Source organism: Ramlibacter tataouinensis, from assembly GCF_001580455.1.
GTDB classification, from domain to species: domain Bacteria; phylum Pseudomonadota; class Gammaproteobacteria; order Burkholderiales; family Burkholderiaceae_C; genus Ramlibacter; species Ramlibacter tataouinensis_B.
This window is the reverse complement of sequence record NZ_CP010951.1, coordinates 3,806,045-3,823,306: the sequence shown is the minus strand read 5'-3', so window position 1 is coordinate 3,823,306 and position 17,262 is coordinate 3,806,045. Positions and strand designations below refer to the sequence as shown.

22 protein-coding genes are annotated in these 17,262 nt (G+C 65.6%); 7 read left to right on the top strand and 15 right to left on the bottom strand.

The genetic code is table 11. The annotated features are described in order from the left end of the window. Positions 1–77: 77 nt before the first annotated feature. The 6 genes from UC35_RS24520 to UC35_RS17710 form a co-directional block, all read right to left on the bottom strand. Positions 78–620, bottom strand: a complete 543-nt coding sequence (locus UC35_RS24520; RefSeq protein ID WP_082793355.1) for a GNAT family N-acetyltransferase — start codon at positions 618–620, stop codon at positions 78–80. 107 nt (positions 621–727) lie between these two features. After that, positions 728–976 (bottom strand): hypothetical protein, encoded by a 249-nt coding sequence (locus UC35_RS23740; RefSeq protein WP_145979526.1) that lies wholly within the window; start codon positions 974–976, stop codon positions 728–730. A gap of 985 nt (positions 977–1,961) precedes the next feature. Then, positions 1,962–2,309: a hypothetical protein gene (locus tag UC35_RS17730; protein WP_061502016.1), complete on the bottom strand. Its 348-nt coding sequence runs from the start codon at positions 2,307–2,309 to the stop codon at positions 1,962–1,964. Positions 2,310–2,847: 538 nt separating this feature from the next. Further along, positions 2,848–3,237: a tetratricopeptide repeat protein gene (locus tag UC35_RS17720; RefSeq protein WP_145979525.1), complete on the bottom strand. Its 390-nt coding sequence runs from the start codon at positions 3,235–3,237 to the stop codon at positions 2,848–2,850. A 115-nt stretch (positions 3,238–3,352) separates the two neighbouring features. Then, the gene (locus UC35_RS17715) at positions 3,353–3,697 is read right to left on the bottom strand and encodes a hypothetical protein (protein ID WP_145979524.1); all 345 of its coding nucleotides are present in this window, start codon (positions 3,695–3,697) and stop codon (positions 3,353–3,355) included. A 195-nt stretch (positions 3,698–3,892) separates the two neighbouring features. Continuing rightward, positions 3,893–4,192: a hypothetical protein gene (locus UC35_RS17710; protein ID WP_061502010.1), complete on the bottom strand. Its 300-nt coding sequence runs from the start codon at positions 4,190–4,192 to the stop codon at positions 3,893–3,895. A 302-nt stretch (positions 4,193–4,494) separates the two neighbouring features. Between UC35_RS17710 and UC35_RS17705 the strand changes: the two genes are divergently transcribed. After that, on the top strand, positions 4,495–5,487 hold the full coding sequence (locus tag UC35_RS17705; protein ID WP_061502009.1) for an integron integrase: 993 nt from the start codon (positions 4,495–4,497) through the stop codon (positions 5,485–5,487). 47 nt (positions 5,488–5,534) lie between these two features. Here UC35_RS17705 and UC35_RS17700 read toward each other — a convergent pair whose 3' ends face one another. Both UC35_RS17700 and orn read right to left on the bottom strand, forming a co-directional pair. Then, the gene (locus UC35_RS17700) at positions 5,535–7,157 is read right to left on the bottom strand and encodes a DEAD/DEAH box helicase (RefSeq protein ID WP_061502007.1); all 1,623 of its coding nucleotides are present in this window, start codon (positions 7,155–7,157) and stop codon (positions 5,535–5,537) included. 202 nt (positions 7,158–7,359) lie between these two features. After that, positions 7,360–7,962 carry an oligoribonuclease gene (orn, locus tag UC35_RS17695; protein ID WP_061502004.1) on the bottom strand — a complete coding sequence of 201 codons (603 nt, stop codon included), beginning with the start codon at positions 7,960–7,962 and terminating at the stop codon, positions 7,360–7,362. A gap of 31 nt (positions 7,963–7,993) precedes the next feature. Here orn and UC35_RS17690 point away from each other — a divergent pair, with 31 nt between their 5' ends. The 3 genes from UC35_RS17690 to rsgA are packed head-to-tail and all read left to right on the top strand — an operon-like array spanning position 7,994 to position 10,496. Continuing rightward, a complete protein-coding gene (locus UC35_RS17690; protein WP_061502002.1) occupies positions 7,994–9,253 on the top strand; it encodes a M48 family metallopeptidase in 1,260 nt (419 codons plus the stop codon). An 11-nt stretch (positions 9,254–9,264) separates the two neighbouring features. Beyond that, the gene (locus UC35_RS17685) at positions 9,265–9,600 is read left to right on the top strand and encodes a 4a-hydroxytetrahydrobiopterin dehydratase (RefSeq protein ID WP_061502000.1); all 336 of its coding nucleotides are present in this window, start codon (positions 9,265–9,267) and stop codon (positions 9,598–9,600) included. Further along, a complete protein-coding gene (gene rsgA / locus UC35_RS17680; protein ID WP_061501996.1) occupies positions 9,567–10,496 on the top strand; it encodes a ribosome small subunit-dependent GTPase A in 930 nt (309 codons plus the stop codon). Before UC35_RS17685 ends, rsgA begins: the two co-directional genes overlap by 34 nt. Before the next feature lie 9 nt (positions 10,497–10,505). Here the strand turns inward: rsgA and UC35_RS17675 are convergent, their stop codons facing one another. From UC35_RS17675 to rpsP, 6 genes are all read right to left on the bottom strand, one after another. After that, positions 10,506–11,501, bottom strand: coding sequence for a CobD/CbiB family protein (locus tag UC35_RS17675; RefSeq protein WP_061501994.1), 996 nt, complete (start codon positions 11,499–11,501; stop codon positions 10,506–10,508). Positions 11,502–11,581: 80 nt separating this feature from the next. Continuing rightward, a complete protein-coding gene (locus UC35_RS17670) occupies positions 11,582–12,298 on the bottom strand; it encodes a CoA pyrophosphatase (protein WP_061501992.1) in 717 nt (238 codons plus the stop codon). 80 nt (positions 12,299–12,378) lie between these two features. Beyond that, positions 12,379–12,756, bottom strand: coding sequence for a 50S ribosomal protein L19 (gene rplS / locus UC35_RS17665; protein WP_061503908.1), 378 nt, complete (start codon positions 12,754–12,756; stop codon positions 12,379–12,381). Between the two features lie 76 nt (positions 12,757–12,832). Next, positions 12,833–13,582, bottom strand: a complete 750-nt coding sequence (gene trmD, locus UC35_RS17660; protein ID WP_061501990.1) for a tRNA (guanosine(37)-N1)-methyltransferase TrmD — start codon at positions 13,580–13,582, stop codon at positions 12,833–12,835. A gap of 14 nt (positions 13,583–13,596) precedes the next feature. Continuing rightward, complete coding sequence (gene rimM / locus UC35_RS17655; RefSeq protein WP_061501988.1) at positions 13,597–14,184, bottom strand: ribosome maturation factor RimM; 588 nt, start codon at positions 14,182–14,184, stop codon at positions 13,597–13,599. Positions 14,185–14,189: 5 nt separating this feature from the next. Then, complete coding sequence (rpsP, locus tag UC35_RS17650) at positions 14,190–14,444, bottom strand: 30S ribosomal protein S16 (RefSeq protein WP_061501986.1); 255 nt, start codon at positions 14,442–14,444, stop codon at positions 14,190–14,192. 128 nt (positions 14,445–14,572) lie between these two features. On the opposite strand from rpsP, the gene UC35_RS17645 reads away from it, so the two are divergent. The 3 genes from UC35_RS17645 to UC35_RS17635 all read left to right on the top strand — a co-directional run bounded on the left by UC35_RS17645 (position 14,573) and on the right by UC35_RS17635 (position 16,209). Beyond that, positions 14,573–15,097, top strand: a complete 525-nt coding sequence (locus UC35_RS17645) for a GNAT family N-acetyltransferase (RefSeq protein ID WP_061501983.1) — start codon at positions 14,573–14,575, stop codon at positions 15,095–15,097. Then, entirely contained in the window at positions 15,094–15,540 is a 447-nt protein-coding gene (locus tag UC35_RS17640; protein WP_061501980.1) for a TM2 domain-containing protein, read from the top strand. The genes UC35_RS17645 and UC35_RS17640 overlap by 4 nt, the downstream gene beginning before the upstream one ends. 126 nt (positions 15,541–15,666) lie before the next feature. Beyond that, positions 15,667–16,209: a GNAT family N-acetyltransferase gene (locus UC35_RS17635; RefSeq protein WP_082793354.1), complete on the top strand. Its 543-nt coding sequence runs from the start codon at positions 15,667–15,669 to the stop codon at positions 16,207–16,209. A gap of 15 nt (positions 16,210–16,224) precedes the next feature. Here UC35_RS17635 and UC35_RS17630 read toward each other — a convergent pair whose 3' ends face one another. Next, positions 16,225–17,235 (bottom strand): inorganic phosphate transporter, encoded by a 1,011-nt coding sequence (locus tag UC35_RS17630; RefSeq protein WP_061501978.1) that lies wholly within the window; start codon positions 17,233–17,235, stop codon positions 16,225–16,227. Positions 17,236–17,262: the final 27 nt, after the last annotated feature.

The window sequence follows — 17,262 nt, the reverse complement described above, 5'->3', positions numbered from 1 at the left end:
AGGCACCCGCCGCGATGCGGCTACCTGCGCCTGGACGTTCGTGTCGATTGACTTGTTTGGCCGGATGTGATTGGGTCTCATCGTACTCTGGCAAGAGCGATGGCATCGCGTGGCTCTGAGCCGAGTGCCGGAAGTGATAGCCACTTCTGCAAACACCCCTCCTCGCTAAAGCCAGCCTTTTCAAGCACACGTCGTGAGGCCGCGTGGCTCGCGTCGACCGCAGTCCAGACTCTCCGAACGCCTGATTGGCCCAACAGCCAATCTGTCGCGAGGCAGACGGCATGGCCAGCGATGCCCCGACCACTGACGACAGGAGCTACGCCGAAGTGAATTTCCGCGACGTGTCGGTCGCGAATGACAAGGACAATACCGTTCGGACGGCTCGACTCAACCCCACAAATCACCCAAGCAAAGCTGTCACGAAGGTCGCCTAACTTCCAGTTGCACCAACGTTCAACAAAATGCTCCGTCTCGGCAATTCTCGTGTGGCACTTACGTTGCAGAAATGTCGCGGTTTCGGCCAACCCAAAATAGTCTGTGAAGAGTGTGTCCGCGTCCGTCTTGACGGCAGGACGAAGCCTCACTTCGGCGAAAAGCTCTGCGGGTGAAAGAGCGACCATGTCTACTGCGGTCTAACGTTGAAGTTCAGCGGCCGCGTCAGAGCGCTGCCAGAAAGCGCAGCTTGGCGGCGGTCCGCTGCAACGCCGGGTTAGGCGATACAAGCACGTCATGAGGAATCTCCGTTCCGCATCAATGGCTCGGCCCGAAGAAAGCTTGCAGGAATGAACAGTAGCCCGAACGGCGGCGACTCAAGCATCACTCCCGCCTCTTCTACGTTCCACTCAGCTAGCTCCTCGGGGGTAACGATGAAGTTCCTGACAACAGCGGAGACCTTGCCCCCTTCCGCAAGCACTTGATCTCCGATGGCTACCGAAGAGCCGTCCGGATAAGTGGCAAACGCGGCAGTAAGGCTCATCGCGCCTAACGTTGGAGGTAAGGGGCCGTCTGGAGGCGGCATGCCGGAAGACGGTCCCGCTTGACCGAAGTGTTAGAGCGCATTTCCGACCTCGACCTTAGCTAGTGACCAAGAGGACGCAGTAATACGCAAAACATCTCCTGACTGCAGCTCAACCTCAAACTCAAAGGGAGTTGGAGAACGAAGGGCATTTATTGAGACAGAGGGACCCCATGGCTGTTGTTTGGGCACGGTTAGCTCCGATACGTCGGAATGATTGCCCCCTCCAACCAGAACAACGTCAAGAACGCATGTTCCTTTGGCCCAAATCAAATTGGATGCTGTTTAGGGTTGCATCATGAAGCGGTAATTCGTGAAACATGTGCGCTCTAACGTAGAGGTGAGCGGACGCCGTAGGCGATCCGCTCGACTGACATGTTAAGTTGCACTGGCGCGCCTCGCTAGCAACGGGTGCCCAGGTGGAGCAAGTTCCGCCACAGCCCGCACGAACTCCGGCGACTCACAGATCGATCTTGGAACTCGGATGGTCATGAACGGAAGTGGGATACCCATTTCGTCCATTTTGCCCACCAAATACACCGGGATTGACCTTGTGTGTGGAATGAAAGCGCCATTGATGGTTTCCCACTTCAGACGCCGGCGGACTATCAGGAGAGTGCGACCCTCCATGCCACCCTGGGACAATCTGACCCAAACTCGGCGCCGCGCAAGTTGGACCAATGCGGCACAAACGATCAGCACAGGAACGCTAACAACAAGTGCCGCGGCTAGTGAGAGTTTTGCCAGCAACATTCCAAGAATTGAGAGATGCAGAAAGATCAACGCGTGCAGGTACTGCCGAGGGGCACCGTTAGGCACGCGAAACTCATACACGTTGCTCGATTCCATGCGACTTAACGTTGGAGATGACCGGCGGCCAGTAGGCGGGCGCAGCCCGCCGACAGGACGTCCGTGTCGATTGACCTGTTAGGTCGCAGTTCCACCTTCATCCTAGCCATTCTGCCAGTGCGTCCGGCGACGAGAAGCCCCAAATGGTGAGGTGCTCCACATCCGGGCCATGCGCTAGAGAGTACTCACCCTTCACCGGCCGAAACAGCAACCATCTATCAGCGTCGTGCGCCACGGCGAGCACGTGCTCCGACTTCAGTTCGTCGAAGACACCGTAGCCGTACGTTTCGCCTATGACGGTGGCGGACGAAGGTTCGATAACTGAGCCAATAAGCAGCTCGGTCTGTTCCGCGAGGTACTGGGCTCGATTCGGCCCCAGGGTCGGAGTGGCGGAGCCACGGGATGCGGACTCGCGGATGCGCTCGATAACATCCTGGCGCGTCATCTGCGACCTAACGTGAAATTGAGCGGCTGCCTTTGGCAGTCCGCTCGAATGTAATGTTAGGGCTCATGCTTCGTACCTAGACGCGCGTATAGCCAAGCAAGAGCGCAGCGAACGCTAGACACGGAAGCCCGAACCATAGAGCGCGCCACCGCGGCCGGGGGCGAAACGCCAAGCTCAGAGCCAGGAAGAACAAGCCAGCGGCGAATAGCACGCCCCCGGTGATCACACCGCCAAAGAGGATGCCAACTCCCAGCGTAAGCCCCTTGGCGACAGGTGGCAAAACTACGTTCGGTGCGGCGGCGGCGCTGTAGTAGGCCCACACGAGCGACACGACTGCGAGGGAACCAAAAAGCGTTGCAAGGCCGCCCAGAACTCGTGATGCCAGCAGTTCCCAACGTTTCGGGACGACAGAAGGCGAAGGGTTGGACGGGCTGGTCATCGAGGTTGGATACTTGAGCTCTAACGTTGGAGATGACCGGCGGCCAGGCGCTGCCGCGAAGCGGCCACCTGGGCCGGGACGTCCGTGTCGATTGACCTGTTAGACCTCATATCGTTTCAACATGACGATAGCTTCATCTGGTACAGCGCCGTAGCCGGAGCCATCGGGAGGCATCTTCGCGACGATCCGCCATTGCTCGATGGCTTCCGACTTGAAGCCATTTCGAATCAGAAGGTCGGCCATGAAAAGGCGCGTTCCCCCTTCAAAGTACTTCGGCTCCTTGCCCAAGGCAGCTTGCAGACAAGCTACGGCCTCCTTCCAATCACCACCTGCGCGGACAAGGCATTGAGCGTAGGCCAAAAGGTGCCTTGGGTTTTCACGGCTCTCGACGAGCGACTTCAAAAGCTTCACTGCTTCCGCGGACCGACCGGCCTCGTCCAGGTCAAGGGCGGCCTGGAACAGCTTCTCTTCGTCGGACAGCGGGCTCATCGTGAGGTCTAACGTCGGACTTGACCGGCGCACACGAAGCCCGTGCGCATAGCGCGCGGAGCCCCTTGTGCGTCCGTGTCGAAGGACCTGTTAGAGCGGCGTCGATGGCGATTCTTCATTTTCCCTTCGATGCCTTTTCCCAAACACGGCCCATCACCTCCGACACAACTTCGGTCAGCAAAGGTTCGGACGTGGATTGCATCGTCGCCCCTGCCTGGTTCTGCATAGACAAAAACTTCGACGCAAACGGAGACTGTTGCCGCTTGTCTGCGATGGACTTGAACTCCTCCGCGGACATCAAGGGCGCCCAAGCTTGCGCAAGGTTCTGATCCCACTTGTCCTGGTACTTCGGCACCACCGCCGCGATTTCCGCACGAAGCAGCTCGTCCGCCTGGACTGGGCCGAGCCGAAGCACAACCCCTTGCTGCGTCTGCGTAAGCTTTGACATTCGATACGTCATGCTCGGAAGATTTGACCCAAGATTCAGCGCCCGGACCATGGCCATGGCAGCGTCTCGGGACTGTGCGCCGGCATTAGCAAGGAGCGCGAGCGCCATAACCGTCGTAGCAGCAAGCCGGAGGATAAGTTTTGGCAACATGAGCTCTAACGTTGAAGGTAAGCGGCGGGCCGAAGGCGCGTCCGCTTGAGTGACGGGTTAGAGATCATGGCGGAACACAAACTCATAGTGAGTAACCTCAGGCGGAGCCTCTTCGAGCTGGGCAACGATCTCGGCCGCGCTGGGCACGGCGGAAGCAGACCAGCTTGCACTCCACTCCAAGTTCGGCTGGTACTTGCCATCTGCAAACAGCGTGAAGCCTTCGTATCCGAACAGGTCACAGCCTTCCCTAAGAAGTCGACCTATGCAGGCGGCACAACGGTCCCGAGCAACCAGGGTCACACCGCCGGCCGCGATGAACGGGATATCCCATTGAGCCAACTTCGCGCGCCGATTCATGTGAGCTCTAACGTAATTTAGACGGCACGTTCAGACCTCTTATCCCGCAAGTGCCGGATAAAGCTGGCCGAGGCGCCGCCGTAAGTAGCTGATCTGGCTTGATTTTTTTGTCCCCCCGTCAAAGTTCAGGTCCCAAGAATGAAGACCTGATATCCCGCAAATCGCCATGTTGGCCCCTGCCGGATAAAAGTGCCGGATAAAACAAATCCGGTAGCCGCTTTTACTGTTGAGGTGAGTCTGCCAGCAAGCGTTCATGCGGGCAAGCTGTTTACTACTGTATACCGATACAGTATAAATGCAGCGTGAAATACCGCAACGTTTTCGCCCTGGGCGCACCGCGGCTGCTGGACCAGCTGCGCGAGCGCGTCCGCTACCTGCACTACAGCCTGCGCACCGAGAAGGCCTATGTCTATTGGGTTCGCCTGTTCGTGCGCTGGAGCGGCATGCGCCACCCTCGGGAGCTGGGCGCGCGCGAGGTGGAGGGGTTCCTGACGATGCTGGCGACCGAGCGGCGGGTTTCGTCGTCCACGCACAACCAGGCGCTCAGTGCGCTGCTCTTCCTCTACAAGGAAGTGCTCGGCATGGAGCTGCCTTGGCTGGACGGCCTGCAGCGCCCGGCCTACACGCGCCGCATCCCGACGGTTCTGACGCTGGACGAAGTGGGTGCCTTGCTTGGCGCCATGAGCGAGCCGGTGAGCCTGGTGGCCCGGCTGCTGTACGGCACCGGCATGCGACTGATGGAAGGCATGCGCCTGCGCGTGAAGGACGTGGACTTCGATCGCAAGGTCATCATCGTGCGCGAGGCCAAGGGGAACAAAGACCGTGTGGTGATGCTCCCGAGCTCACTGGCGGAGCCCCTTCGCCGCCAAGTCGCCTTCGCGCGCGTCGCCTGGGAACAAGACAGGAAGGAAGGCTTCGCGGGCGTCGATGTGCCGCATGCCCTGGAAAAGAAGTACCCGAAGGTCGGCCAGAGCTGGGGATGGTTCTGGGTGTTTCCTTCCCCCACGCTTGCCACCGACCCGCGCTCAGGCATCGTTCGGCGGCATCACCTCTTCGAGGAGAGGCTGCAGCGCGCCATGAAGGCCGCCGCAGCGAAGGCCGACATCCACAAGCGCGTCTCGGCACACACGCTGCGCCACAGCTTCGCCACCCACCTTCTGCAGGGCGGCACGGACATTCGCACGGTCCAGGAGTTGCTCGGTCACAGCGATGTCAGCACCACCATGATCTACACGCACGTGCTCAAGGTCGCCGCAGGCGAAACGCGCAGCCCCCTGGATGCCCTGCCCCTGTGAGTTGGGGCCACCGGGCCGGGCTCGGTGCCGGCCCGCGGAATCGACCGTCAGCGCGCCGGCTTGTACGGGCGCTTTTTCAGGTCACGCGGCACGAACACCTTGCCGCCGTTGCCCAGCTTCGTCGGCTTGGCGAACCCGTCCCCGCGGTTCGCGCCGCTGCCTTCGCTGCGCGGCGCCGAATCGCCCCAGCCCGGCTTGCGGCCGTAGCCGTCGCCGGCGCCGCGGCGCACGTCGAAGCCGCCGCTGCGGCCGCCGAACTTGCGGTCGCGGCCATGGCCTTCGCGGCCGCGGCCGCCGAAATCGGGGCGCGGCGAGCGCTGCTGCGGCTCCAGGCCCGGGATCACCTCGGCCTTGAACGGCTGCTTCGTGAAGCCTTCGATGTCGAAGATCTTGCGGCGGTCGCGGAACTCCGCGAAGGTCACCGCCAGGCCGTCGCGGCCGGCGCGGCCGGTGCGGCCGATGCGGTGGGTGTAGTCCTCGGCCTTCATCGGCAGGCCGAAGTTGAAGACGTGGGTGATCGAGGGCACGTCGATGCCGCGCGCGGCGACGTCGGTGGCCACCAGGATCTGCACCTGGCCGTTACGCAGCGACATCAGGCGGCGGTTGCGCAGGCCCTGGCTGAGCGCGCCGTGCAGCGCCACGGCATGGAAGCCGGCCTGCTGCAGGTCGGTGGCCAGGCCGTCGCACTCGATCTGGGTCGAGGCGAACACGATCGCCTGGTTGATCGAGGCGTCGCGCAGCCAGTGGTCCAGCATCTTGCGCTTGTGCTGGGCGTTGTCGGCCCAGAACAGCACCTGCTTGATGTTGGCGTGCTTTTCCTGCGGCGTGTCGATCTGGATCTTGCGCGGCTCGCGCATAACACGGGTTGCCAGCTGCTGGATGCGCGGCGCGAAGGTGGCGCTGAACATCATGGTCTGGTGGCGCTTGGCGGTGAGCTGGTTGATCTCGGCCAGGTCGTCGGCGAAGCCCAGGTCCAGCATGCGGTCGGCTTCGTCGACCACCAGGAACTGCACCTGCTCCAGCTTGATCTGCATGGAGCGCTGCAGGTCCAGCAGGCGGCCGGGCGTCGCCACCACCAGGTCGGCGTTCTGCAGGCGCGCGATCTGCATCTGGTAGGGCATGCCGCCCACCACGTTGGCGATGCGCAAACCCTTGCAATGCTTCACCAGGTCGATCGCGTCATGCGCCACCTGCTGCGCCAGTTCGCGCGTGGGGCACAGCACCAGCGCGCCGGGCGTAGCCGCCGTGAAGTGACGGGGATTGGTCGGGTCCTTTCGGCGCGGGCGCTTGGGCAGCGCCTCGCCCTTGGCCGCGGCTTCGGCGGCCAGGCGTTCGAACTCGGCACGCTCCTCAGCCTGCGCGGCGGCGCGCTGCTGCAGCAAGGTGTGCAGCACCGGCAGCAGGAAGGCCGCGGTCTTGCCGCTGCCCGTCTGGCTGGAAACCATCAGGTCGATGAAGGAGGCATCGCCTTCGCCCGGCAGCGCCATGGGAATGGCCTGCTCCTGCACCGGCGTGGGCTGGGTGAAGCCCAGGTCCTGGATCGCCTGCATCAGCTCGGGCGCCAGGCCCAGTTTCAGGAAGCCGTTGGGCGCCAGATCGATGGCGGTGTCGGCAGTGTCAAAGGATTCCGCGGAGGCAAAATCGCCCCGCACATCAAAAGTGTCGGTCATGAAAAACTCACACGCCTGCGCTGCCGGGAGGCAGGCACAGTCGTCAGGATGGCTGGAAGACATCAACCATCAAACGACTGTCAGCTGTTCACGCCATGCGGCGTGCGTGCTGTGGCTCTTCTGTGACGGAGCCGCTGTGTGTGAGGGGAGATGCGCGGTGGCTGCTGTTGCAGCCGAGAATGAGATTGTCGCAGATTCAGGGTTAACCCGCAAGCACTCCCTCGCCGGCGAGCTTCAGGAAGTTCTCGCGGTAGTGCGCCAGTTCGTCGATCGATTCGTGCACGTCGGCCAGCGCGGTATGCGCCTGCTGCTTCTTGAACGCGCTGTACACGTCGGGCCGCCAGCGCTTGGCCAGTTCCTTCAGCGTGCTCACGTCCAGGTTCCGGTAGTGGAAGAAGGCTTCGAGCTGCGGCATGTACCTGACCAGGAAGCGGCGGTCCTGTCCGATGGTGTTGCCGCACATGGGCGAGCCGCCCTTGGGCACGTACTTCGAGACGAAGGCCAGCAACTGCTCTTCGGCCTGGGCCTCGGTGATCGTCGACGCCCTGACCTTGTCGATCAGGCCGCTCTTGCCGTGCGTACCCTTGTTCCAGGAATCCATCTTGTCGAGCTGCTCGTCGGTCTGGTGGATGGCGAAGACCGGGCCCTCCACGCGCGGCAGCAGGTTCGGACCGGTGACGACCACGGCGATTTCGATCAGGCGGTCGTTCTCGGGGTCCAGCCCGGTCATTTCGCAGTCGATCCAGATGAGGTTCTGGTCGCTTTTGTCGAGCGTAGGGGCGGCAGGCAGGGGGGCGACGGTCATGGGCTGGGATTGTCGCCGTAAACTTCCGCGGATGTCCCTCTCCTACCTGATGACGCTGGCCTTCGCCGCCTTCCTGCTGGCGACGCTGGCGGTCAAATTCTGGCTCGCCTCGCGGCAGATCCGGCACGTCGCCCTGCACCGCGCGAGCGTTCCCGCGGCCTTCGCGCACCGCGTGCCGCTGACGGCCCACCAGAAGGCAGCCGACTACACCATCACCAAGACCCGCTTCGGGCTCTTGGAGACGGCCTTCGGCGCCGCGGTGCTGCTCGGGTGGACCCTGCTGGGCGGGCTCGATGCCCTCAACCAGTGGCTGCTCGGCCTGCTGGGCGAAGGCATGGTGCAACAGCTCGCACTGGTGGCCTTGTTCACCCTGGCCGGCGGCGCGCTGGAACTGCCGTTCACGCTGTACCAGACCTTCGTGATCGAGCAACGCTTCGGCTTCAACAAGATGACCTGGCGCCTGTGGGTCGCCGACGCGATCAAGGGCCTGCTGCTTGGCATCGCGCTGGGCCTTCCGCTGCTGTGGGTGGTGCTGTGGCTGATGGCCGCGGGCGGGCGCTGGTGGTGGCTGTACGCCTGGGCCTTCCTGGCGGCTTACCAGCTGTTCGTCATGTGGATCGCGCCGCGCGTCATCCTGCCGCTGTTCAACAAGTTCACGCCGCTGCAGGACGAGACCCTGAAGCAGCGCGTGACGCGCCTGATGGAGCGCTGCGGCTTCGCCGCCAAGGGCCTGTTCGTGATGGACGGCAGCAAGCGCAGCGCCCATGCCAACGCCTTCTTCACCGGCTTCGGCGCCAACAAGCGCGTGGTGTTCTTCGACACCCTGCTGGCGCAGCTGTCGCACGGCGAGATGGAGGCCGTGCTGGCGCACGAGCTGGGCCACTTCAAGCGCCGGCACATCGTCAAGCGCACGGTGTCGGGTTTCCTGATCTCGCTGCTGGCGTTCGCGCTGCTCGGCTGGCTGTCGCAGCAGGCCTGGTTCTACACCGGGCTGGGCGTGCGGCCCTCGCTGGGCGCGCCCAACGATGCGCTGGCGCTGCTGCTGTTCATGGTTGCGGTGCCGGTGTTCTCCTTCTTTGTCTCGCCCATGTTCGCGCAGCTGTCGCGCAAGCACGAGTTCGAGGCCGATGCGTACGCGGTGGAGCATGCCAGCGGCCAAGACCTGTCCGCCGCCCTGCTCAAGCTCTACGAGGACAATGCCTCCACGCTGACCCCCGACCCGCTGTTCGTGAAGTTCTACTACTCGCACCCACCGGCCTCCGAGCGGCTCGCGCGCATGGCGACGGCCTGAGAAAGTCCCCAATGACGTCCATGCTCAAGAAAAAGGATTGGTCGCTGCTGCCGCGGCGCGCGCTGACGCCCCCCGAGGTCGTGACGCGGCTGTCCACCCAGCCCGGCTGGCAGCTGACCGGCAGCGGCGCCGACGTCGCCATCGAAAAGACCTACACCTTCGCCAACTACTACGAGACCATCTCGTTCGTGAATGCCGTCGCCTTCATCGCGAACGCGCAGGATCACCACCCCGATCTGTCGGTGCACTACAGCCGCTGCGTGGTGCGCTTCAACACCCACGACGTCCAGGGCCTGACCGACACCGACTTCGAATGCGCATCGCTGGTCGATGCGCTGCTGGCGTGAACGGATTGGACCGCGGCCTGGTGGTCGCTAGCCACGGCCGCCACATGCTCGTGGAAACGCCCGAGGGCCACCGGCTGATATGCCATCCGCGCGGCAAGAAGAACGACGCCGTGGTTGGCGACCGGGTGCTCTGGCGCCGCTCCCACGACGAGGGCACGGTCGAGAAGGTCGACGCCCGGCGCAATCTGTTTTTCCGGCAGGACGAGATCCGCACCAAGTCCTTCGCCGCCAACCTCGACCAGGTCCTGGTCCTGATCGCGGCGGAGCCGGAGTTCTCGGAGCACCAACTCGCGCGGGCCCTGGTGGCGGCCGAAGCCGAGCGCATCGTGCCGCTGGTGGCCCTGAACAAGAGCGACCTGGTCGAGCCTTTCGAGCGGGCCTGGGCCCGGCTGCTGCCCTACCAGCGCATGGGCTATGGCGTGCTGCCGCTGTCGCTGCGGCTGTCGGGCGCGGTCGACCGGGAGACGCTCACGAAGCACCTGGAGGGCAAGACCACGCTGGTGCTGGGCCCCTCCGGCGCCGGCAAGAGCACGCTGATCAACCTGCTGGTGCCCGGCGCCTCGGCGCAGACGGGCGAGATCTCACGCGCGCTCAACTCGGGCAAGCACACCACGACGACCACGACCTGGTACTGGGTCGATGAGGACAGGAAGACCGCGGTGATCGACTCGCCGGGCTTCCAGGAGTTCGGCCTGAACCACATCGAGCCGACACGGCTGGCCGAATGCATGCCGGACCTGAAGGAGCACCTGGGCCATTGCCGCTTCTACAACTGCACGCACCGGCACGAACCGGGCTGCTGCGTGAGCGGCGCGGTGGAAGCCGGCGGCATTGCCGCTTCACGGCACCGCATCTACCGCGAGCTGTTCGAAGAGCTGTCGCAGCCGAAGTACTAGGCCGCGGCCTCAGCCGAGCAACCGCGCGAACGACAGCAGCGCCAGCAGCACCATCCACAGCACGACCGAGCGCCAGACCAGGCCCACGATGCTGCGCAGGTGGCCGATCTCGGCTTCGCGTCCCGGCGTGCTTTCGATGCCTTCCAGCACACGGGTGCCGTCCGCGTTGAAGCCCTGCGAGGCATTCGGCGCGAACGCCGGCTGCAGGGCCTCGCCGCCCAGGCGCACGTTCACCGCGCCCGAGGTGGCGGCCAGGATCACGCCGTCGTTGTCGTTCGGGAAGCGCTGCGCATGGTTGCGCCAGGAGTCGATCGCTTCCTCGAAGTTGCCGACCACCGCGAAAGCCAGGGCCGTCGCCCGCGCGGGCAGCCAGTCGATCGCCTCCCAGGCGCGGGCGGCCGCGGCCTGCAGGGCCGGGCTCACGGGCTGCACCTGCGTGCGCGCGCGGTATTTCCAGTAGCGCGCCACCAGTTCGCTCATGCGGTAAAACACCGCGCCGGCCGCCGGCCCCAGCCCGCAGGCGGCCAGCACCGAGGACCAGGCGAGCACGCCGAACACGTGGCGATGGGCGGCCAGCACCGAATACTCGATTACGTGCCGCACGATCTCGCTGCGCGGCAGCTCGCTGGCATCCACCTGCTGCCACTGCGCGAGCAGTTCGCGCGCGCGCCGCTCGTCGCCGGCGTCGAGCGCGTCGCGGATGTCGGTGAAATGGTGGCTGAACTGGCGAAAGCCCAGCGTGACGTAGAGCACCGCCACGCTCCACAGCAGGGCCAGGGGCCAGCCCAGGTAGATCAGGAGCAGCCAGTGCACGGCCGCCGCCACCAGCGCGGGCGCCAGCACCGCCAAGCCCCAGGTGACCCAACCGTGCTGGGGCTTGCCGGCATCGAAGTTCGTGCTGGTCCAGCGCGCCCAGGCCCTGAGCATGGCGTGGATCGGGTTGTGGCGCGCCAACGGCCGCACCTGCTCGATCAGCAGGGCGAACAGGATGGCGAAAAAGCTCATGCGGCGATGATAGCGGCCAGGCCCCGAATGAGCACCCCCTCTGACCCCGGGGCGCGCCCCAAGGCGCCCGCCCTAGCGCCCTAGGCGCTCAGGAAGCGGTAGAAGTTGCGCAGCATCCCGGCCGTGGCGCCCCAGATGAAGCGCTCGGTGGCGCCGTCCATGTAGGGCATGGAGAACCACTCGCGCCGCAGGCCTTCCACCTCCAGCTGATGGCGGTGATGGTGGGCCGGGTTCATCAGGAACTCCAGCGGCACCTCGAAGGCGTCGGCCACCTCGTGGGCGTTCAACACCAGGCGGTGGCTCGGGTTGACCAGCGCCACCACCGGCGTGACGATGAAGCGCGTGCCGGTGGTGTAGGTCGGCATCGCGCCCAGCACCTCCACGTGCGCGGGGTCCAGGCCGATCTCCTCCTGCGCCTCGCGCAGCGCCGTGTGGGCCTCATCGCGGTCGGTGGCGTCCCGCTTGCCGCCGGGGAACGCGACCTGGCCCGAATGCGTGGACAGGTGTGTCGCGCGCTCGGTCAGCAGCAGCGTGGGGTGCTCGCGCATCACCAGCGGCACCAGCACCGAGGCCAGCGCGGGCGGGCGATCGGCGAACCGGCGCTCGGCCCAGACCTCGGGCTCCCAGGTCGGCGGACTGGCGAACCGCGCCCGCAGGGCCTGCGGCAGCAGCGCCTGGGGCGCGACCGCCGGCAGGTGGCTGTCGATGCCCGCCACCGGCACGCGCCGCGGGTCGAAGTTCGGCAGCTTCGACAGCGGGATGGCGTTCTCGGGGATGGGTTCGGGCTGGATGGGCATGCAGGGATTGGAGCAAAAAACAAAAACCGCCGCGAGCGCAGGACGCTGGCGGCGGCTTGCGGGCAAGGCCCTCGCGAGAATTACTCGGCGGCGGGCTTGTTGTGGTGCGCCAGCTTTTCCTTGATGCGGGCCGACTTGCCACTGCGCTCGCGCAGGTAATACAGCTTGGCGCGGCGCACGTCGCCGCGGCGCTTGACTTCGATGCCGGCGATCAGCGGGCTGTAGGTCTGGAAGGTACGCTCCACGCCTTCGCCGCTGGAGATCTTGCGCACCGTGAAGCCGCTGTTCAGGCCGCGGTTGCGCTTGGCGATCACCACGCCTTCGTAGGCCTGCACGCGCTTGCGGGTGCCTTCGACGACGTTCACGCTGACGATCACCGTATCGCCGGGGGCGAATTCGGGGATCTTTTTGCCCATGCGGGCGATTTCCTCTTGTTCGAGGGTCTGGATGATGTTCATGGTTACCTCAGTGATCTTGCCCGCGCCCATGAAGTTGGGGGTGTTTGGACCGGGTAGAGGATCGGCAAGCCCGCCATTATAGCAAGAGGCCTGCCAGGAAGGTTTCGTCGGCCCGCGTGAGGCGCCCCTGGCGCCGCGCCGCCTCGATCAGGTCCGGCCGGCGCCGTGCCGTGATCTCCAGGCGCCGCTCGCGGCGCCAGCGCTCGATCTGCGCATGGTGGCCGGAAAGCAGTTCGGCCGGCACGCGCACGCCCTCCCACTCCTCGGGCCGGGTGTAGTGCGGGCAATCGAGCAGGCCGTCCAGCCCCGGATTGAAGCTGTCCAGCTGGTGGCTGTCCTGGTCGCCCAGTACCCCGGGCTGCAGGCGCGCCACCGCATCCAGCAAGGCCATGGCGGCGATCTCGCCGCCCGACAGCACGAAGTCGCCCAGGCTCACTTGGACGTCCACGTGGCGTTCGATGAAGCGCTGGTCGATGCCTTCGTAGCGGCCGCACAGCAGGATGGCGCCCTCGGCGGCCGACCACCTGGCCACCGCGGCATGGTCGAGCCTGTCCCCGACCGGCGAGAACAGCACCACCGGCGCGGGCGCCCCGCGCTGCGCGCGGACCGCCTCCACGCATTCGAGTAGGGGCTGCGCCATCATGACCATGCCCGGCCCGCCGCCGAAGGGGCGGTCGTCCACCCGCCGGTAGTTGCCCTGGGCGTAGTCGCGCGGGTTCCACAGCCGCACGTCCACCTGCCCGGTCTCGAAGGCACGCCGCGTCACGCCGCTGGCGAGGAAGGGCGGGAACAGCTCGGGGAACAGAGTGAGGACGTCGAAACGCATGGCTGAAGCCGGCCCTAGTAGTCGGGCTGCCAGTCCACGATGATGCGCCGCCCCGGCAGGTCCACGCTGTCGACGTAGGCCGAGACGAAGGGGATCATGCGCTCCTGGGGCTTGCCCGCCGCTTCGTAGGCGAGCACCAGCACGGTCTGCGGCCCGGTGGACATCAGCTCACGCACCTGCCCCAGGGCCACGCCCTCGCGATTGACGACATCCAGGCCGATCAGGTCGACCCAGTAGTACTCGTCGTCGCCGGCCGTCGGAAAGCTGGAACGGGGGACGAAGACGCGGGCGCCCTTCAGGGCCTCGGCCGCGTTGCGGTCGTCGACCTCGTGCGCCAGGGCCACGATCGAATCGGAATGCTCCTTGGCCTCACGGATGCGCAGCAGCCCGGTGCCGGCGAAGGCCTTGCCGCCCTGGGCCGGCGGCTGCAGGTACCAGCGCCTGGAAGAAAAAAGCGCTTCGGGTGAAGCGCTGTGGGGGAGAACCTTGAACCACCCTTTGATGCCCCAGGCGTCGGCGATGCGGCCGACTTCGATGGCATCGGGGGGGAGGTCCACCGCCTCCAGGCCCGCCGGAAGCTCGGCTGGGAGGCGGCTCGGCATGGGTCTCAGGCCGCGGTCTTGGCGGCGGCTTGCTTGAGGAGGCGCTCCACCGTCGGGGAGGCTTGGGCGCCGACGCTCTTCCAGTAGGTCAGGCGATCCTGGGCGACACGCAGGCCCTCTTCGCCGCCCTTGGCGATCGGGTTGTAGAAGCCCAGGCGCTCGATGAAGCGGCCGTCACGGCGGGTGCGCTTGTCGGCAACGACGATGTTGAAGAACGGACGCGCCTTGGCGCCGCCGCGGGAGAGTCGAATCACGACCATGATTTATCCTTGGGTGGTTTGAAGGCCCGCCATGGGCCTTCGAATTCCTCTCAGCGTTGAGACACGCGCTTCGGCCACCCGGCCAGCGACACGCTGGGAAAGCCGATCATTATAGCCCGCAGCCAAGCATGAGCACCATCCGCCCCAGCCGCGACGCCGACGTCGCCGCCATCACGGCCATCTACAGCCACCACGTGCTCCATGGCACTGGCACCTTCGAGACCACGCCCCCCACCGAAGCCGACATGGCCTCGCGCCGCGCCGATGTGCTGTCCAGGGGCCTGCCCTACCTGGTGGCGCAGGACGATGCCGGCCAGGTGCTCGGTTTCGCCTACTGCCAGTGGTTCAAGCCGCGCCCGGCCTACCGCTACTCCGCCGAGGACTCGATCTACCTGCACCCGGACGCCGCCGGCCGCGGCCTGGGCAAGCAGCTGCTGGGAGAGCTGGAGCGCCAGGCGCAGGCCGCCGGGGTCCGCAAGCTCATCGCCGTCATCGGCGATTCGGCCAACGCCGGCTCGGTCGGCGTGCACCGCGCCCTGGGCTTTGCCGACGCGGGCGTGATCAAGTCCTGCGGCTGGAAATTCGACCGCTGGCTGGACATCGTGCTGATGGACAAGGCGATCGGCGAAGGCGACACGACAACCCCCGAATGAAGAGCAAGACCCTCGCGGCCTGGCTGGCCTTCCTGGGCGGCCCGCTGGGCCTGCACCGCTTTTACCTGCACGGCTTTCGCGATCTCATCGGCTGGCTGCTGCCCCTGCCCACTTTGCTCGGCTTCTACGGCATCGCGCGCCTGCAGGCCTACGGGCAGGACGACCTCTGGAGCTGGATCCTGATCCCTTTACTGGGCCTCACGATCGCCGGCTGCTCACTGGCCGCCATCGTCTACGGCCTCATGACCCGCGAACGCTGGAACGCCTGCTTCAACCACGCCGCCGCGCAGGACCATGCGGCCGGGGCGACCAGCTGGTCCACCATCGCCGCCATCGTGGCATCGCTGATGGTGGGCACGGGCGTGCTGATGGCCACCTTGGCCTTCAGCTTCCAGCACTACTTCGAGTACCAGGTCGAGGAAGGGCGCCGGATCAGCCAGTAGCGCCAATTCCGCGCGCCGACCGCCGCACGCCGCGCATGAGCTCATGCATAGGCGGCATTTCACGCGCTGGGGGGCTTGGCGTAGATTGGATCGTCCATTCACTCTTTTGATCGAAGGAGCACCGACATGGACGCCGCCCACAAGGCCGACGCCACCCAGATCGTGATCCGCAGCGCCGAGCCCGAGGACGCCGCCGCCATCGCCGCCCTGCTCGGGCAGGAAGGCGTCGCGGAAGGCCTGCTGCAGGTTCCGCTGTCCCCCAACGCCACGCGGATCGAATTCCACCAGAAGCTGGAACCGCAAGGCTGCCGCCTCGTCGCGGTGGCGGGCAGCGAGATCGTCGGCATGGCGGGCCTGCACATGGCCGGGGCCTCGCTGAGGCGCCTGCACGTGCGCTCGCTGGGACTGGGTGTCGCGACGGCCTGGCAAGGCCGCGGGGTGGGACGCCTGCTGCTCACGCAACTGGTGGACTGGGCCGACAACTGGGGCCAGGTGCTGCGCATCGAACTGCACGTGCACGCCGACAACGCGCGGGCGCAGGCGCTGTACCGCTCGCTCGGCTTCGTCGAGGAAGGCCGGCACAAGGGCTACGCGCTGCGCCAGGGGCGCTACATCGACAGCCTGTCGATGGCGCGGCTGCACCCGAATCCGCCGGTCATCGCGGGCTGAAGGCCGCGTGGACCGTCAGAAGATCTGCAGGCTGACCCAGTAGGCGATGGCCGCGACGAAGGCGCTGGCCGGAATGGTGAAGATCCAGGCCCAGACGATGTTGCCGGCCACGCCCCAGCGCACCGCGCTGGCGCGCTGGGTGGAGCCCACGCCGACGATGGCGCCGGTGATGGTGTGCGTGGTCGACACCGGGATGCCGAGCGCGGTGGCCAGGAACAGCGTCATGGCGCCGCCGGTCTCGGCGCAGAAGCCGCCCACGGGCTTGAGCTTGGTGATCTTCTGGCCCATGGTCTTGACGATGCGCCAGCCGCCGAACATCGTGCCGGCCGCGATTGCCACATAGCAGGCGATCACCACCCAGTGCGGCGGCTCCGAGGCCGTCTGCGCCGTGTAGCCGGTGGCGATCAGCAGCATCCAGATGATGCCGATCGTCTTTTGCGCATCGTTGCCGCCGTGGCCCAGGCTGTAAGCGCCGGCGGACACCAGCTGCAGACGCCGGAACCAGCGGTCCACGCGCGAGGGCGCGGCGCGCCGGAAGATGTGGGACACCGCCAGCATCATCAGCGACCCCAGCAGGAAGCCCAGCGTGGGCGACACGAAGATGAAGGCCACCGTCTTCCAGATGCCGGAGGCGATCAACTGGCCGGCGCCCGCCTTCGCCAGCGTCGCGCCGACGATGCCGCCGATCAGCGCGTGCGAAGAACTGCTCGGGATGCCCCACAGCCAGGTCAGCACGTTCCACGTCGTGGCCCCGACCAGGGCGCCGAAGACGATGTGCGTATCCACGATGCCGGGCTGCACGATGCCCTTGCCCACCGTGGCCGCCACGTGCAGGCCGAAGATGAAATAGGCCACCAGGTTGAAGAAGGCGGCAAAGATCACCGCCGTCGACGGGCGCAGCACGCCGGTGGAAACCACGGTGGCGATCGAGTTGGCCGCATCGTGGAATCCGTTCATGAAATCGAATGCCAGGGCCAGTGCCACCAGCATCACGATCACCCACAGGGCGACTTGCGCGCTTTCCATGCCTTGTTCTTCTTGTTGTGCCGTCGA

What these genes read in the sequence shown, in the direction of transcription:
- UC35_RS24520 (WP_082793355.1), bottom strand. Translation starts at nt 620, where the DNA reads ATGGTCGCTCTTTCACCCGCAGAGCTTTTCGCCGAAGTGAGGCTTCGT.
- UC35_RS23740 (WP_145979526.1), bottom strand. Translation starts at nt 976, where the DNA reads ATGAGCCTTACTGCCGCGTTTGCCACTTATCCGGACGGCTCTTCGGTA.
- UC35_RS17730 (WP_061502016.1), bottom strand. Translation starts at nt 2,309, where the DNA reads ATGACGCGCCAGGATGTTATCGAGCGCATCCGCGAGTCCGCATCCCGT.
- UC35_RS17720 (WP_145979525.1), bottom strand. Translation starts at nt 3,237, where the DNA reads ATGAGCCCGCTGTCCGACGAAGAGAAGCTGTTCCAGGCCGCCCTTGAC.
- UC35_RS17715 (WP_145979524.1), bottom strand. Translation starts at nt 3,697, where the DNA reads ATGACGTATCGAATGTCAAAGCTTACGCAGACGCAGCAAGGGGTTGTG.
- UC35_RS17710 (WP_061502010.1), bottom strand. Translation starts at nt 4,192, where the DNA reads ATGAATCGGCGCGCGAAGTTGGCTCAATGGGATATCCCGTTCATCGCG.
- UC35_RS17700 (WP_061502007.1), bottom strand. Translation starts at nt 7,157, where the DNA reads ATGACCGACACTTTTGATGTGCGGGGCGATTTTGCCTCCGCGGAATCC.
- orn (WP_061502004.1), bottom strand. Translation starts at nt 7,962, where the DNA reads ATGACCGTCGCCCCCCTGCCTGCCGCCCCTACGCTCGACAAAAGCGAC.
- UC35_RS17690 (WP_061502002.1), top strand. Translation starts at nt 7,994, where the DNA reads ATGTCCCTCTCCTACCTGATGACGCTGGCCTTCGCCGCCTTCCTGCTG.
- UC35_RS17685 (WP_061502000.1), top strand. Translation starts at nt 9,265, where the DNA reads ATGACGTCCATGCTCAAGAAAAAGGATTGGTCGCTGCTGCCGCGGCGC.
- rsgA (WP_061501996.1), top strand. Translation starts at nt 9,567, where the DNA reads ATGCGCATCGCTGGTCGATGCGCTGCTGGCGTGAACGGATTGGACCGC.
- UC35_RS17675 (WP_061501994.1), bottom strand. Translation starts at nt 11,501, where the DNA reads ATGAGCTTTTTCGCCATCCTGTTCGCCCTGCTGATCGAGCAGGTGCGG.
- UC35_RS17670 (WP_061501992.1), bottom strand. Translation starts at nt 12,298, where the DNA reads ATGCCCATCCAGCCCGAACCCATCCCCGAGAACGCCATCCCGCTGTCG.
- rplS (WP_061503908.1), bottom strand. Translation starts at nt 12,756, where the DNA reads ATGAACATCATCCAGACCCTCGAACAAGAGGAAATCGCCCGCATGGGC.
- trmD (WP_061501990.1), bottom strand. Translation starts at nt 13,582, where the DNA reads ATGCGTTTCGACGTCCTCACTCTGTTCCCCGAGCTGTTCCCGCCCTTC.
- rimM (WP_061501988.1), bottom strand. Translation starts at nt 14,184, where the DNA reads ATGCCGAGCCGCCTCCCAGCCGAGCTTCCGGCGGGCCTGGAGGCGGTG.
- rpsP (WP_061501986.1), bottom strand. Translation starts at nt 14,444, where the DNA reads ATGGTCGTGATTCGACTCTCCCGCGGCGGCGCCAAGGCGCGTCCGTTC.
- UC35_RS17645 (WP_061501983.1), top strand. Translation starts at nt 14,573, where the DNA reads ATGAGCACCATCCGCCCCAGCCGCGACGCCGACGTCGCCGCCATCACG.
- UC35_RS17640 (WP_061501980.1), top strand. Translation starts at nt 15,094, where the DNA reads ATGAAGAGCAAGACCCTCGCGGCCTGGCTGGCCTTCCTGGGCGGCCCG.
- UC35_RS17635 (WP_082793354.1), top strand. Translation starts at nt 15,667, where the DNA reads ATGGACGCCGCCCACAAGGCCGACGCCACCCAGATCGTGATCCGCAGC.
- UC35_RS17630 (WP_061501978.1), bottom strand. Translation starts at nt 17,235, where the DNA reads ATGGAAAGCGCGCAAGTCGCCCTGTGGGTGATCGTGATGCTGGTGGCA.